This is a genomic window from Cellulomonas sp. KH9, from assembly GCF_900114185.1.
In the GTDB taxonomy this organism is placed as follows: Bacteria; Actinomycetota; Actinomycetes; order Actinomycetales; family Cellulomonadaceae; genus Cellulomonas.
Window position 1 is genome coordinate 445,304 of the sequence record NZ_FOSE01000001.1, and the last position, 15,125, is coordinate 460,428.

General features: G+C 74.6%; 12 protein-coding genes, 1 tRNA gene and 1 pseudogene. 12 read left to right on the forward strand and 2 right to left on the reverse strand.

Annotated features, from left to right (window positions below):
* Positions 1–81: 81 nt before the first annotated feature.
* From BMZ16_RS02010 to BMZ16_RS02020, 3 genes and pseudogenes are all read left to right on the forward strand, one after another.
* The gene (locus tag BMZ16_RS02010; RefSeq protein ID WP_089797930.1) at positions 82–1,059 is read left to right on the forward strand and encodes a carbohydrate ABC transporter permease; all 978 of its coding nucleotides are present in this window, start codon (positions 82–84) and stop codon (positions 1,057–1,059) included.
* Positions 1,056–1,982, forward strand: a complete 927-nt coding sequence (locus BMZ16_RS02015; protein WP_089797931.1) for a carbohydrate ABC transporter permease — start codon at positions 1,056–1,058, stop codon at positions 1,980–1,982. The genes BMZ16_RS02010 and BMZ16_RS02015 overlap by 4 nt, the downstream gene beginning before the upstream one ends.
* Before the next feature lie 43 nt (positions 1,983–2,025).
* A pseudogene (locus tag BMZ16_RS02020) lies at positions 2,026–2,880 on the forward strand (DMT family transporter); the annotation flags it as partial.
* A 147-nt stretch (positions 2,881–3,027) separates the two neighbouring features.
* Here BMZ16_RS02020 and BMZ16_RS02025 read toward each other — a convergent pair.
* On the reverse strand, positions 3,028–3,639 hold the full coding sequence (locus tag BMZ16_RS02025) for a bacterial proteasome activator family protein (RefSeq protein ID WP_089797933.1): 612 nt from the start codon (positions 3,637–3,639) through the stop codon (positions 3,028–3,030).
* A gap of 69 nt (positions 3,640–3,708) precedes the next feature.
* Between BMZ16_RS02025 and BMZ16_RS02030 the strand changes: the two genes are divergently transcribed.
* Positions 3,709–4,965 carry an AGE family epimerase/isomerase gene (locus BMZ16_RS02030; RefSeq protein ID WP_089797934.1) on the forward strand — a complete coding sequence of 419 codons (1,257 nt, stop codon included), beginning with the start codon at positions 3,709–3,711 and terminating at the stop codon, positions 4,963–4,965.
* Between the two features lie 44 nt (positions 4,966–5,009).
* Here BMZ16_RS02030 and BMZ16_RS02035 read toward each other — a convergent pair whose 3' ends face one another.
* On the reverse strand, positions 5,010–6,023 hold the full coding sequence (locus BMZ16_RS02035; protein ID WP_089797935.1) for an NAD(P)H-quinone oxidoreductase: 1,014 nt from the start codon (positions 6,021–6,023) through the stop codon (positions 5,010–5,012).
* 257 nt (positions 6,024–6,280) lie between these two features.
* Between BMZ16_RS02035 and BMZ16_RS02040 the strand changes: the two genes are divergently transcribed.
* The 8 genes from BMZ16_RS02040 to BMZ16_RS02075 all read left to right on the forward strand — a co-directional run bounded on the left by BMZ16_RS02040 (position 6,281) and on the right by BMZ16_RS02075 (position 15,047).
* Complete coding sequence (locus tag BMZ16_RS02040; RefSeq protein ID WP_089797936.1) at positions 6,281–10,651, forward strand: ATP-binding protein; 4,371 nt, start codon at positions 6,281–6,283, stop codon at positions 10,649–10,651.
* An 88-nt stretch (positions 10,652–10,739) separates the two neighbouring features.
* Positions 10,740–11,189 carry a roadblock/LC7 domain-containing protein gene (locus BMZ16_RS02045; protein ID WP_089797937.1) on the forward strand — a complete coding sequence of 150 codons (450 nt, stop codon included), beginning with the start codon at positions 10,740–10,742 and terminating at the stop codon, positions 11,187–11,189.
* A gap of 11 nt (positions 11,190–11,200) precedes the next feature.
* Complete coding sequence (locus BMZ16_RS02050) at positions 11,201–11,578, forward strand: DUF742 domain-containing protein (protein ID WP_089798658.1); 378 nt, start codon at positions 11,201–11,203, stop codon at positions 11,576–11,578.
* Positions 11,559–12,170 carry a GTP-binding protein gene (locus tag BMZ16_RS02055; RefSeq protein WP_089797938.1) on the forward strand — a complete coding sequence of 204 codons (612 nt, stop codon included), beginning with the start codon at positions 11,559–11,561 and terminating at the stop codon, positions 12,168–12,170. Before BMZ16_RS02050 ends, BMZ16_RS02055 begins: the two co-directional genes overlap by 20 nt.
* Positions 12,167–12,697 (forward strand): hypothetical protein, encoded by a 531-nt coding sequence (locus BMZ16_RS02060; protein WP_255366300.1) that lies wholly within the window; start codon positions 12,167–12,169, stop codon positions 12,695–12,697. The genes BMZ16_RS02055 and BMZ16_RS02060 overlap by 4 nt, the downstream gene beginning before the upstream one ends.
* 87 nt (positions 12,698–12,784) lie before the next feature.
* A complete protein-coding gene (locus BMZ16_RS02065; protein ID WP_089797940.1) occupies positions 12,785–14,065 on the forward strand; it encodes a glycoside hydrolase family 32 protein in 1,281 nt (426 codons plus the stop codon).
* Between the two features lie 76 nt (positions 14,066–14,141).
* On the forward strand, positions 14,142–14,888 hold the full coding sequence (locus BMZ16_RS02070) for an SDR family oxidoreductase (RefSeq protein ID WP_089798659.1): 747 nt from the start codon (positions 14,142–14,144) through the stop codon (positions 14,886–14,888).
* Between the two features lie 69 nt (positions 14,889–14,957).
* Positions 14,958–15,047 (forward strand) — tRNA-Ser (locus BMZ16_RS02075).
* Positions 15,048–15,125 lie beyond the last annotated feature (78 nt).

Genomic DNA, 15,125 nt, shown 5'->3' on the forward strand with positions numbered 1-15,125 from the left:
CGCACGCGGGGCGGGGGAGCGGTCCGGTCCGCGTTGCCGGGCTCGGCCCGTCCTGACCCTCGTAGGTGCCCGGGAGGTGCGATGAACGTCGCGGACAAGCTGGTCGCGATGGTGCTGGCGCTGGCGGCGTTCGCCGTCGTGATCGGTCTGATCCTGTTCGTCGTCTCGTTGCTGGAGCGTCGCGGCGCGCGCCGCGTCGCGTGGTTCTTCGTCGGCCCGACGGTGCTGCTGCTGATCGTCGGCCTGCTGTACCCGGCGGGCCGCACGGTCGTGCGCTCGCTGTTCGACGCGGCCGGCTCGTCCTTCATCGGCATCGCCAACTACACGGCGATCTTCAGCTCCCCCGACCAGCTGGTCGTGCTGCGCAACACCGTGCTGTGGGTCCTGGTGACGCCGTTCGTCGCGACGCTGGTCGGTCTGCTGTACGCGATCTGGGTCAACGGGGCCCGCGGGGAGTCCGCCGCCAAGGCGCTGATCTTCCTGCCGATGGCGATCTCGTTCGTCGGTGCCTCGATCATCTGGAAGTTCGTCTACGAGTACCGCTTCTACGACCCCGACGTGCGGGTCAACCCCGAGCAGATCGGGCTGCTCAACCAGGTGCTGGTGTGGCTGGGGATGCAGCCCCAGCAGTTCCTGCTCAACCAGCCGTGGAACAACCTGTTCCTCATCGTCGTGATGATCTGGATCCAGGCCGGGTTCGCCATGACGATCCTGTCGGCGGCCATCAAGGCCATCCCGGCGGAGATCACCGAGGCCGCGCGGCTCGACGGCGTGTCCGCCTCGCAGCTGTTCCGCTTCGTCACGGTGCCGGCCATCCGCCCGACGCTCGTCGTGGTGCTCACCACGATCGCCATCGGCTGCCTCAAGGTCTTCGACATCGTCCGGACCATGACCGGCGGCCTGTACGGCACCAGCGTCGTGGCCAACGAGTTCTACACGCAGAGCTTCACGGCCGGGAACCAGGGGCTGGGCGCCGCGCTCGCGGTCCTGCTCTTCGTCCTGGTGATCCCGATCATCGTCTACAACGTCCGGCAGCTGCGACAGGCGGAGGCACGATGACCACCACCCCGCCCCCCGTCCAGGTCGTGCTGCCCGCCGGGCGTTCCGAGGGCGACGTCGCGGCCACGGTGCGCGCCACCAAGCGCCGGCTGACGTCGCCCTGGGCCACCGTCGCCGCCATCGTGCTGGCGACCGTGTGGACGATCCCGACGTTCGGCCTGCTCGTCACGTCCTTCCGACCCGCGGCCGACATCAACTCCACCGGCTGGTGGACGGTCCTGACCAACCCGAACTTCACGCTCGAGAACTACCGGACCGTCCTGGCGACCGACTCCTCGCAGTCGCTGCTGCCGTTCGTCATCAACTCGGTCGTCATCGCCGTCCCGTCGGTGGTGCTGCCGATCTTCCTGGCGACGCTGGCGGCGTACTCGTTCGCGTGGATGCAGTTCCGGGGTCGCGACGCGCTGTTCGTCGCGGTGTTCGCGCTGCAGGTCGTGCCCATCCAGGTCACGCTCATCCCGCTGCTGTCGCTGTACGCCGACATCGGCGTGGCCGGCACGTTCTGGGCGGTGTGGATCTCGCACACCATGTTCGGCCTGCCGCTCGCGGTGTTCCTGCTGCACAACTTCATGCGGGAGATCCCCGGGGAGCTGGTCGAGGCGGCGCGCGTCGACGGCGCGGCCCACGTCACGGTGTTCTTCCGGCTCATGCTGCCGCTGCTCAAGCCCGCGCTCGCGGCATTCGGCATCTACCAGTTCCTGTGGGTGTGGAACGACCTGCTGGTCGCGCTGACCTTCGCCGGGTCGTCCAACCAGGTCGCACCGATGACGGTGGCGCTGTTCAACCTGACCGGCACGCGCGGCTCGCAGTGGTTCCTGCTGTCCGCCGGTGCGTTCGTGTCGATCATCGTTCCCGCGATCGTGTTCCTCGCGCTGCAGCGGTACTTCGTGCGCGGCCTGCTGGCCGGGTCCGTCAAGGGCTGACCGCCGGGCGACGACGTCCGCACGCACGTCGTAGCCTGGCGCCGTGCCCGCGCCCCTGCTGTTCGTCGTCTCGGGCCTGACGCAGTACCTGGGCGCGGCGCTGGCCGTCGGGCTCTTCGCCGTGGTGCCCGCGGGCACGGTCGCCTGGCTGCGGGTCGCGGTCGCGGCGGTGCTGCTCGCGGCCTGGCGCAGGCCGTGGCGGATACGGGAGCTGTGGGAGCCGCGCCGGCTGGGCGTCACCGCCCTGTTCGGGGTGGTGCTGGCGACGATGAACGTCACCTTCTACATCGCGATCGAGCACCTGCCGCTGGGGACCGCGGTGTCCCTGGAGTTCCTGGGGCCCGTGGTGGTGGCCGCGGTCACGGGGTCCGGCTGGCGCGACCGCGCCGCGATCGCGGTGGCCGCGGTGGGCGTCGTGCTGCTGGCCGGCGTGAGCCTCGAGGCCGGGCCGACCGCCGTGACCGGGCTGGTCGCGATCGGCGTGGCGGCCGCGTGCTGGGGTGCCTACATCGTGCTGGGACGACGCGTGGCGCGATCCAGCGGGCCCGGTCCGAGCGGGCTCGCGATCGCGATGGCCGCCGGTGCGCTCGTCCTGGCGCCGTTCCTCGCGGGCGGGTCCGGCCCGGTCCTGCACGACGCCCGCCTCGCACTGGTCGTCGTCGCCATCGCCGTGTGCTCGTCGCTCGTGCCGTACGTGATGGAGCAGGTCGTGCTGCGGCGCGTCAGCGCGGCGACGTTCGCCATCCTGCTGTCCCTGCTGCCGGCGACGGCGGCCGTCGTGGGCGCGGTCGTCCTGCGCCAGTGGCCGCACGGTCTCGAGCTCGTCGGCCTCGTGCTCGTCTCGGGAGCCATCGCGCTCACGGCGCGCGACGACGGTGCGCCGGACAGGACCACGCCGGAGAGGACCGCACCCGACAGGACCATGCCCGACAGGACCGCACCCGACAGGACCATGCCCGACAGGACCGTGCCAGACGGTACGGCGGGCGAGGCCTGACCCGGCGGGCCCGACTCGCTACGTCAACAACGGTCTTGGTCAGTACAGCTAGAGGTACTGCCCCGTCGGCGGGCGCAGGTCGTCGGGGCGCTCGTCCCGGGCGACGGGGACGATCAGTCCACCCGGTCCGGGCACCTGGCCCGGGGGCAGCCCGCGCCGGATCTGCGTGAGCTGCGCCTGCGCGGCCATCTGCTGCGCGACCAGGGCGGTCTGGATCCCGTGGAACAGGCCCTCGAGCCACCCGACCAGCTGCGCCTGCGCGATCCGCAGCTCGGCGTCCGAGGGCGCCTGGTCCTCCGTGAACGGCAGCGTGATGCGGTGCAGCTCGTCCAGCAGCTCGGGGGACAGGCCCTCCTCGAGCTCGTGCACCGACCGGTCGTGGATCTCGGCCAGGCGGGCGCGGGCCGCGTCGTCGAGCGGCGCCGAGCGCACCTCGTCGAGCAGCTGCTTGATCATGGTCCCGATCCGCATGACCTTGGCGGGCTGCTCGACCATGCCGGCCAGGTCCTCGTCCCGCCGGCCGTCGGGATCCTCCTCGCTCCGGCCGTCCGGGCGGTCCCGGTCCTGGGGCGGCACCACCACGACGTGCGGGCGGTCCCCCGCCGCGTCGGTGCGCTGCTGGGCGGGCGTCTGGTCCTCGCGGTGCTCACCGGTGTCCATTTCGCCATCATCGCCCCGTCCGGTCCGGTACGCAGCCGTGGGGACGGGCGCCCTGGCTAGGCTGCCCCCATGGCGTGGCTCAGCTCCCCGGCGCACCACCGTTGGCTCGAGGCCGAGACCGACCGGCTGTGGGAGTTCGGCCGCGCGTCGCGTGCCGCCCACGGCGGCTTCGTCCGGCTCGACGACGCCGGACGCCCGCTGCCCGGCCCGCTCGAGCTGTGGATCACGTGCCGCACGACGCACGTGTACGCGCTGGCCCACCTCATGGGGCGCCCGGGTGCCGCGGCCCTCGTCGACCACGGGCTGGCCGCCCTGACGGGGGTCTTCCACGACGACGCGCACGGCGGCTGGTTCGCCGAGGTGGAGCCCGACGGGGCCCCACGGGTGACGACGAAGGCGGCCTACCCGCACGCGTTCGTCGTGCTCGCCGCCGCCAGTGCGAGCGCCGCCGGCCGGCCCGGGGCGGACGCCCTGCTCGCCGACGCGCTCGCGGCGCAGGACCGCTGGTTCTGGGACGAGCAGGCGGGCATGGTCGTCGAGGAGTGGGACCGCACGTTCACGCGCCTCGACCCGTACCGGGGTGTCAACGCGACGATGCACACCGTCGAGGCGTACCTCGCGGCGGCCGACGTCACGGGGGACCGACGGTGGCTGGACCGGGCGCTGCGCATGGTCGAGCGGGTCGTCCACGGCTTCGCACGCGGCAACCGGTGGCGGATCCCCGAGCACTTCGACGCGTCGTGGACGCCGGACCTGGAGTACAACGCCGCGACCCCGGCGCACCCCTTCCGTCCCTACGGCGCGACCGTCGGCCACTGGCTGGAGTGGGCGCGGCTCACGCTGCACGCGCGCGCGGCCCTCACGGCGCGTGGCGACGTCGCCCCGACGTGGCTCCTCGACGACGCAGCGGCGCTGTTCGACGCGGCGGTGCGCGAGGGCTGGGCGGTCGACGGCGCACCGGGCTTCGTCTACACGGTCGACTGGCAGGGGCGGCCGGTCGTGCGCGAGCGCATGCACTGGGTGGCGGCCGAGGCCGTCGCCGCGGCGGCCGCCCTGCACGCGGCCACGGGGGACGCCCGCTACGACGCGCTGTACACACAGTGGTGGGACTACGTCGGTGAGCACGTGCTCGACCGTGCCGGCGGCTCGTGGTGGCACGAGCTGGGACCCGACAACCGAGTGTCCCGCACCGTGTGGGCCGGCAAGGCCGACCTCTACCACGCGGTGCAGGCGACCCTGGTGCCGCGCCTGCCGCTGACGCCGGCGCTGGCCCCGGCCCTGGCCGGCGGGCTCCTGGACCGACCCACGGGCCCGCCGGCCCGCTGACCCACGGCCCGCTGACCCACGCCCCGCGGAGAACCGCGGGGCGGTCAGGGCAGCAGCAGGACCTTGCCGAGCACCTCGCCGGAGGCGAGCAGCCGGTGCGCCTGCGGCGCCTCGTCCAGGGGCAGCCGCGCGTGCACCACCGGTCGTACCCGCCCGTCGCGGACCAGCGGCCACACGTGCTCGCGGACGCCGGCCATGATCGCGGCCTTCTGCGCGGCGGGCCGGTCACGCAGGGTCGTGGCGATCACGGAGCCGCGCCGCGCCATGAGGGCGGGCAGGTCGAGCTCGCCGCGGCGGCCCTGCTGCAGGCCGATGACCACGAGCCGGCCGCCCTCGGCCAGCAGCTCGACGTTGGACCGCAGGGCGCCGCCCCCCAGCACGTCGAGCACGACGTCGACGCCGCGGCCCCCGGTGGCCTCCCGCACGGCGGCCGCCACGTCCTGCCCGCGGTGGTCGACGACCACGTCGGCCCCCAGCTCACGCACGCGGGCGCACCGGTCCGGCCCGCCCGCGGTGGCGACGACCCGGTGGCCGCGCGCGTGGGCGAGCTGCACGGCCACGGAGCCCACGCCGCCGGACCCGCCGTGCACCAGCAGCGTCTCGCCGGGTGCCAGGCGGGCGGCGCACAGGTTCGACCAGACGGTGGCGAGCGCCTCGGGCAGGGCCGCCGCGTCCACCAGATCGACCAACGGGTCCACCGGCAGGGTGAGGGAAGCGTTCACCGTCACTCGTTCGGCGTAACCTCCGCCCGCCAGGAGCGCCGCGACGCGGTCCCCGACCCGCGGCGCGGCGGGGCCCGCGGGGCCGTCCGCGGCGTCCACGCCGGTCGTCGCCGGGGGGCCCACGTCGACCACGACCCCGGCGACCTCCAGCCCGGGCCACGCCGGGGCGCCGGGCGGGGGCGGGTAGTGGCCGGCGCGTTGCAGCAGGTCAGCGCGGTTGACACCGGCGGCGGCCACGTCGAGCAGCACCTCACCGCGACCGGGCACCGGGTCGGGCACCTGGGCCGCGCGCAGCACGTCGGGTCCGCCCGGGGAGCTGACGACGACGGCGCGCACGATCGGCACCGTAGGGCGGCCCGGGCGGGCGGTGCACGCAGGCGCGCCGGGGCGGTCGCGGGCACGCCAGGTGTTTTGCGACGTACGCGGCGTATCGGCAGGGGTGAGGTCCGTGGCAAACTCGGGCGGCGGGCTAATGGTCCGGTGTCCAGGTACCGATGAAGCGCAGACGGCAGTCACCCTGCGGTGGCTGCGTGACGGACGCGAGCGGTATACCGCCGTGAGCGTCCGACGTCGGGCGAAGGGAAAGGATCGACATGCTGCGACGGCTCGGCATCCGTGCCAAGGTCCTGGCGGTCCTCGCCGTGCCCATGATCGTCCTGCTCGTGGCCGGAACGTACATCTCGTACGGCGCGATCCAGGACCTCCGGTACGCGCGGGCCACCCAGACCGTGGTGCGCACGCTCGATGCGCTGAGCCCGCTCACCGCGGCCTACCAGCAAGAGCGCATCCTGTCCCTCACCGGGGCCTCACCGGAGCAGATCGAAGAGGCGCGCGCCGTGACGGACCGGGTGCTGGGCGAGACCCGGGAGGTGACGGCCGAGCTGCAGCTCGACCAGTTCCCCGAGGCCGTCGTCCGCGACTTCCGCGACCAGCAGGAGGCGTACCGCACGCTGCTGCCGCAGGTGCGCCAGCGCGTCGACGAGAACGGCCAGCGCGCCGTCATCAAGAACACCTTCCAGAACATCCTCGACGGGCAGACGCGCGTCATGGAGGGTGTCGCGAACTCCCTGCGCGACCGCGGGCTGGCGGAGTACGTCGCAGCCAACCGCGAGCTGGCGCTCCTGTCCGACGCGCTCCTCAACGAGTACGTCACGGGGTACGAGCTGAAGGTCGCCGTCGTCGACAGCCCGGCCCTCGCCCGGAGCTTCCAGTCCCAGACCACCTCCACCGAGCTGGCCCGCGACCGTGCGCGGTCGTCGGTTGCCGACCTCGAGCTGCCCGGCGTGGCCGTCAGCACGGGCGACCCCACCGCGTCGCTGCTGTCGATGCGTGCCCGGTTCACCAGTGGTGCCACGGGCGCCATCGCGACGATCGACGGTGGTGAGTGGCTCGCGCAGACCACCAACCAGATGGGCGCGATCGGCACCGTCAACTCCGGCGTCCTCGCCGGCGCCGACGAGGTCGCGGCGGACGGTGTGTCCGACGCCCGCGACACCGCCCTCGTCACCGTCGCGCTCGCCCTGCTCGCCCTCATCGTGTCGTTCATCTTCGCCGTCACGGTCGCGCGATCCATCGTCGTCCCGCTGCGTCGCCTGACCAGCGCGGCCGCCGACGTCCGCGAGCAGCTGCCGCGGCTCGTCGAGCAGGTCTCGACGCCCGGCGAGGGGCCCGAGATCACGCTCGCCCCGATCCCGGTGCGCTCCTCCGACGAGGTCGGCCGGCTGGCCCAGGCGTTCAACGCGGTCAACGCGACCACCGTGCAGGTGGCGCAGGAGCAGGCGGCGCTGCGTGGCTCCATCGCCGAGATGTTCGTCAACGTCGCCCGCCGCGACCAGGTGCTGCTCAACCGGCAGCTGTCCTTCATCGACTCCCTCGAGCGTGCCGAGGAGGACCCCGGGACGCTGGCCAACCTGTTCCGCCTGGACCACCTCGCCACCCGGATGCGCCGCAACGCCGAGTCGCTCCTCGTGCTCGCCGGCATCGACTCCGGCCGCCGCCTGCGGGACGCGATGCCGCTGTCCGACGTCATCCGTACCGCCTCCTCGGAGATCGAGCAGTACGACCGCGTCCAGCTCGACCTGCAGGTCGACCCGCACATGCTCGGGTTCAACGCGCTGTCCGCCGCCCACCTGCTGGCCGAGCTCCTCGAGAACGCCACGGTCTTCTCGGAGCCCGAGACGCCCGTCGTCGTCACCACGGGTGTGACCGGCGCGTCGGTGGTCGTCCGGATCACCGACCAGGGCCTGGGCATGACCGAGGCGGAGATCGAGTCGGCCAACCGCAAGATCGCCTCCGTCTCCGCCGGTGACGCGCTCGGTGCCCAGCGCCTCGGCCTCTTCGTGGTCGGCCGCCTGTCCCAGCGGCTCGGTGCCGAGGTGACGCTGCGCAAGCGCGTCGGCGGCACGGGCACCGAGGCGCTCGTCATGTTCCCGAGCACCCTGTTCTCGGCCAACGAGGTCAACAGCTACGGCGCGCTGCCGCCCGCCGCGGCCGCGCCGGCGCAGGCCGCACCGCTGCCGCAGATCGAGGCGCCCGAGGTCCGTGAGGTCGACCTGGCCGGGCTCACCGACGGCGAGACGCCGCTGGGCCTGCCGCGCCGTCGCCGCGGCGACGAGGCCGGTGCAGCCCCCGCCGGCCAGCCGGCCGCGGGTGTGCCGGACGACGACGCCCCGATCCCGGTGCCGATGCTGAACGCGCCCGGCGGTCTGCCGACGCGTTCGCGCAAGACGTTCGACGAGAACAACATCGTCCTCCCCGTGGCACCCGAGACGACGCTGTCGCCGGAGCTGTCGGTCGACACGGGCGAGTGGGCGCCGGCCGTCGCGGCCACCCCGCTGCGGTCGGGTCTGCCGACCCGTGCCCGTGCCGCCACGTCGGCCTGGGCCAGCGAGCCGGACCAGGGCGAGGCCCGTCCCGCGTCGGCGCCCGCCGACCCGGCCGCCCGCGCCGGTCTGTTCTCCGGCTTCCGGGGTCGCGAGCTGCCCACGCCGGCCGAGCAGGCCGCGTCGGGGCTCGCCGTGCCGTCGCTCGAGCCCGACGAGGTCACGACGCCCGAGGCGTCGCCCGCGTCCGGTGCGGACGAGGGCTGGCCGGTGCCGTCGTGGCGTGACCTTTCCAGCGGTCTGCCGAGCCGGGCACGTCCCAGCGCGACGCCGGACGAGGACGCGGCCCAGCAGGAGCCCGCGCAGCAGCACGAGCAGTGGAGCGCCCCGCACACGGACGACACGTGGCGCGCGCCGCAGAGCGACGAGCAGCCGTGGGCCCCCACCCACGACGAGCAGCCGTGGGCCCCGGACGCGCCCGCCGCGGAGACGGCCCCCGCCCCCGCGTGGGACGAGCCGCAGGCCCCCGCCGCGACGTGGGAGCAGACCCCGACGACCTCGTGGGACCAGCAGGAGACGGCCCCGTCGTGGGAGCAGCAGGAGTCGGCGGTCCCCTCGTGGGAGGCCCCGCAGGCCCCGGCCGCGTCGTGGGACCAGCCCGAGGAGCCCGCGGCACCCTCGTGGGAGCAGCCGCAGGCCCCGGCCGCGTCCTGGGACGAGGCGCCGGAGGCGCAGTGGGAGACCACCGCGCTGCCGCCCGTCGCGTTCGGTGACGAGGAGCAGGGCAGCTCGCCGGAGCAGCCGGCCGTCGAGCCCGAGCCCGAGCCGTCGTTCACCTCCTACAGCGGGTACTCCGGCTGGGCCGGCAGCAGCGACCGTCCCGCGCTGGAGTACACGGCCCCGTACGTGCCGTTCGAGCGGTCGCTCGACGAGGCCCGTGCCTGGCACACGGGTGCGCTGCCGGTCGTGCCGGAGCCGACGCGCGCGGCCTCTCCCGCGTGGTCCGCCCGGTCCGACGAGCAGCCCACCGGCTACGGCCACCAGGTCGAGGCGGAGCCCGAGCCCGAGGTGGAGGAGGAGGTGGCCGCCCCCTGGGCGCCCGTCGCCGCCGTCGCACCCCCGGTGGTCGCACCGCAGCTGGAGCCGGACCCCGAGCCCGTCGCCTGGCAGGCACCCGCCCACCAGGAGCGGCAGGTCGAGGCCGCGCCGGCACCGTCCGCCGACGAGTGGCGCCCGAGCACGCCCGCGTGGGCGCGTTCCGCGGCCGCCGACGAGCCGACCCAGATGTTCGCGCCCGTCGACGCCGCGCCCGTGGCACCGCCGGCCCCGGCCCCGGTGGCACCGGACCCGGTCGTCGACCCCCGGCCGGCTCTCCCGGTACGCAGCGCGCAGGCGCCGTCGCCCGCGTGGCAGCCGACGTCCGCGCCGGCCCCGGCGGCTGGCCCGGCACCGGCGTTCAGCGACCTGGTCGCCCCCGAGGACGACAAGCCGAAGCGTCGCTGGGGCAACTTCTTCAGCCGCAGGAAGGACGACGAGCCCGTCGAGGACGTCCCGGCACCGACGGTGACGCGTACCCCCGTGCGCTCCTCCGCATGGGGCCCGGACGGGCTGGCGGCCGCGCCGCTCGCTCCCGCGACGCCGCCCGCACCGCAGGCGCCCGCCGCCGGCGGCTGGGAGGCGCCGGCGTGGTCGGCGCCGTCCGCGCCGCAGTCCGCTGCGACACCTGTCGTCCCCGAGGTGCGTCCCGCGCCCTCGTGGTCGCCGCCGGAGTGGACGGGCCGTCAGGCCGCGCCCGCCTCGACGGTCCCGCACCCGTCCGTCCCGCCGTCGACGGCCCCCCGCGTGGGGACCCTCGACGACGAGGTCGCGGCGATGCTCGCCCTCCGCTCGGACATCCAGGAGCAGGCTCTCTCGGAGCTCAGCCAGCTGTCCGCGTACCGGCCCAGCGCCGTGGGGGCGGGCGGTTCGGAGCGCCTCGCCAAGCGTGTCCCCAGTGCGGTCCCCGCCGCGCCGGCACCGATGGAGGAGCGCCCTGTCCAGCGCGACGCGGACCAGCTGCGGTCCCGTTTGTCGAGCTTCCAGACCGGCACGTCGCGCGGACGTCGCGCGGCCCACGGACCCCAGGACGGTGACCACTCGTGATCCGACGACCCCGAACTCCCGGTGGCCTGTGTGTCACCGCGGACATCCCGCCCGCAGTCGGCCCAGACTGCACCATGAAGGAGGAAGTGTGACCGCGCTCAGCACCGAGGCAGCCAACTTCGGCTGGCTCCTGGACAACTTCGTCCGGACCGTGCCCGGCACTCGCCACACGCTCGTGGTGTCGGCCGACGGTCTGCTCATGGCGATGTCCGAGCAGCTCGACCGCACCAGCGGCGACCAGCTCGCGGCCATCGTCTCGGGCATGTCGAGCCTCACCCGTGGCGCGTCGCGCCAGCTGCGTGCGGGGGAGGTGCGCCAGGCGATCATCGAGATGGACCACCTGTTCCTCTTCCTCATGAGCGTCTCCAACGGCTCCGTCCTCGCCGTGGTCGCCGAGGCGACGTGCGACGTCGGCCTCATCGGGTACGAGATGGCGATGCTCGTCTCGCGCACCGAGGCCACGCTGACGCCGCAGCTCATCTCCGAGATGCGGGGCCAGCTGCCGATCGACGGTGCGACCCGGGCACCCGTCGCCTGAGGGAACGGATGATGAGCGAACACGTCGAGTACGAGGCCCGAACGGTCCGGCCCTATGCCGTGACCGGGGGTCGCGTGCGTTCGGCACGCTCCGACCTGCCTCTCGAGGCTCTGGTCGAGGTCATGCCGGGCGCCGTGGCCAGCACGGGGCTGACGCCCGAGAAGCGCGCGATCATCCAGCACGCGTCGGCCGGGTACATCTCGGTCGCCGAGCTGTCGGCGCTCCTCCACCTTCCGCTCGGTGTGGTCCGGATCCTCGTGTCCGACCTCACCGATGCCAACTCTGTGCGCGTGCACACCTCACAGCCGGTCGAGGTCAACACCGGTGAAAGCCCCGCCCTGTCCCTGAGCGTGCTGGAGAGTGTTCTCAATGGCATTTCCGCCCTCTGACGCCGCCGTCGCCGCTCCGGCGGGGACCGCGGGCGCAGTTGCCCCCACCGTCGTCAAGATCGTCGTCGCCGGCGGGTTCGCCGTCGGCAAGACGACCTTCATCGGCTCGATCTCCGACATCGAGCCGCTCAACACCGAGGCCGCGATGACCGAGCACTCCGTGGGCGTCGACGACGCCGGCGGCGTGACGGACCGCAAGACGACCACGACGGTCGCGATGGACTTCGGTCGCATCGCGCTGCCGGGTTCGCTCTGGCTGTACCTGTTCGGCACCCCGGGCCAGGACCGGTTCCTCTTCATGTGGGACGACCTGGTCCGTGGCGCGATCGGCGCCGTCGTCCTCGTCGACACCGACCGCCTGGACCAGTGCTTCCCGGCCGTCGACTACTTCGAGTCGCGTGGCATCCCGTTCGTCGTCGGCGTCAACTGCTTCGACGGCATCGCCAAGCACCAGCTCGACGACGTCCGTGAGGCTCTCGCGATCCCCGCCCACGTGCCGGTGCTCTACACCGACGCGCGGTCGCGGGCCGCGACCAAGCAGGCCCTCATCGCGCTCGTCCAGCTCGCCATGGAGCGTCTGCGCCAGCGGTGAGCACAGCACCTGCGAACGGCCGGACCCCTGCGGGGGCCGGCCGTTCGCGCGTCCTGAGCACGGTGCCCGCGCAGCGGCGCGCGCTCGACGCGAGCGTCCTGGTGGCGCGGGACCCGGCCGCGGAGGTGTACCTCGACGGGTCGGCGCTGAGCCGGTACCTGCCGCAGGCGCCGGAGGCCCGGGCGTGGTCGGCGTGGGTGGCCGAGCACGAGGCCGCCGTCGTCGTGTCGCAGGTGACGGTGCTGGAGGCGCGGGTCACGGCCGGGTTCCTGGGTGTCGAGGCGTCGCTGGTGGTCCTCGACGTGCTGACCCGCGTCGGGCGCATGAGGCTGTCCGACCAGGTGCTGCGCCGGGCGGTGCTCCTGCCGGCGGACCTCGCCCCGTTCGCGGCGCTGCACGTGGGGGCGGCGCTCGCGCACGTCGACGTGCGCGCCATCGCCACGTACGAGGCCCCGACCGCACGGGCCGCGGCGGCGGCGGGCCTCGACGTCGTCAGCCCCGGCCGCCCGGCCGGGTGGTGGCGCTGACGCCGCGCTGCGGGCACCCGCGATCCCGGGCGTGCGACGTGCGACAGGGGCGGCACGGCGGCCGGTACCGCTGCCACGCTGGGGCGCATGGAGCAGCGCACCGGTGACCTGCACGAGCCGCGGTGGCACGTCCGCGCCCCGCGGGGCTGGCTGAACGACCCCAACGGGATCGGCCGGTGGGACGGGCGGTGGCACGTGATGTACCAGTGGAACCCCGACGACACGGTGTGGGGCTCGATCCGCTGGGGGCACGCGAGCTCGGTGGACCTGCTGCGCTGGGAGCACGAGCCGGTCGCGCTGACGCCGCGGTCGGGCACGCTGGACGCCGGCGGCGCGTGGAGCGGGGTGGCCGTGCCGGACGGGGGCGACGTGGCGCTGGTCTACAGCGCGGTGCGCGACGCGTCCGACACGGGCACGGCGGGTGTCGCGGTCGCCCGCCGCGGCGCGGACGGCGGCTGGGTGCAGCCCGACCGGCTCGCGGCCCCGCACCCGGACCTGCCGGGCGTCGTCGACGTGCGCGACCCGTTCCTGCTGACCGTCGCCGGGCGGCGCGTGGCCGTCCAGGGTGCCGGCACCCCCACCGGCGGTGCGGTTCTCGTGCACGACGCGGACGACCTGGACCGGTGGCGGTTGCTGGGCACGCTGCTGCGGGCGCAGGACGTCCCCACGGGCCTGGCGTCGCCCGGTCACGTGTGGGAGTGCCCGCAGCTGGTACAGGTCGGTGACCGGTGGGTGCTGCTCGTGTCGTGGTTCGAGCGCGGCGACGGGCCGGAGCGGCTCGGCGTGACGGCGTACACGGGTGGCCTCGACCTCACGGGTGCCGCGCCGCGGTTCGTCCCCGAGGTGGCCACCGTGGTCGACCACGGCCCGGACCTGTACGCGCCGCAGGCGTACGTCACCGAGGACGGGCGGGTGCTGCTGTGGGGGTGGTCCTGGGAGTCCCGCGACGGCACCCGCCCGGCGGACGAGGTCGCCGCCGCGGGGTGGGCGGGCCTGCTGACGTGCCCGCGGGAGCTGGCGCTGACGCCGGACGGGCGGGCGGTGATGCGCCCGGCCGCCGAGCTGGCCGGGCTGCGCGGCGCACCGCTGGACGTCGAGCAGGGTCTGCTGGTGACGGACGAGCCCGCGTGGCGCGTCGCCGCGTCCGGAGGGCTGGTGGTGTCCCTGGTCGACGACGCCGGGGCGACCGTGGACGTGTGGCAGACGGACGGGCCCGCGGAGGTGCTGGTCGACGGGTCGCTGCTGGAGGCGTTCGAGCCGGACCGCGGCAGCACGACCCGGCGGGTCTACCGGCGACCGGGGCAGCGCTGGCGGGTGGCGGTGGCCGGGGACGCCGCGGCGCACGTGCTGCGGGTGCCGCCGGCCTGAGCGCCTTCCCGGCCCGGTGCGGCCTCGCGTACGGTCGGTCGTGCGGTCGGCGCACCACGTCCTGCCGGGAGGCGCGATGACCATGCTCGTCACCGGAGGCACCGGGAACCTCGGGGGCCACGTGCTGCCGCTGCTGCACGCCGCCGGGGTGCGTCCACGGGTCCTCAGCCGACGTGCCCGGACGGACACCCCGCAGGCCACGTACGTCGTGGGCGACACGGTCACGGGCGACGGCCTCGACGCCGCGACCGCCGGGGTCACGACCGTGCTCCACCTGGCCGGCGGTCGCGGGGACGACCGGGCGGCGGAGCAGGTGGCGGCCGCGGCGCGGCGGGCGGGTGTCGAGCACCTCGTCCTCGTGTCGGTGACGGCGGCCGACCGGCTGCCCGTCGGCTACTACCGCGCCAAGGCCGCCGCCGAGCGCGCCGTGCAGCGGTCGGGCGTCCCGTCCACCGTGGTGCGCCCGGCGCAGTTCCACGACTTCGTGCTCCGCACGCTGGGGCGGCTCGCGGCCTGGCCCGTCGTGCCCGCGCCCCGGGCCGTGTGGGCCGAGCCGGTCGAGGTCGCGGCCGTGGCACGCCGACTCGTCGAGGTCACGCTCGGGCCTCCGCAGGGCCGTGTCCCGGACGTCGTCGGGCCGCAGGTGCTCTCCGCGGAGCAGCTCCTGCGCACCCTGCTGCGGGCCCGCGGCCGGGACGCGCGGGTCGTGCGTGTCCCGGTCCCCGGGCCCGTCGGGCGGGCGTGCCGGGAGCGCGTGAACCTCGCCGGGCCCGACGCCCTGCGCACGGGCGGGACCTGGGAGGAGTTCGTCGCGGGGGTGTGAGGGGAACCTGCGATCGTTCCCTGCCGCATCCGTGTGGGAGACTCCCGGCGTCGGCTCACGTCGACGCCGGGAGGGCTGGCTGAGCGGCCGAAAGCGACGGTCTTGAAAACCGTTGGTGCGGTGACCCCGTACTCAAGGGTTCGAATCCCTTGCCCTCCGCACAGGTGCCGACCGACGGCGGCAGACCGGCCGCCCGTTCACCCGGACGCCGCGGCGGGGTGCGTGCCCGGAGGCATA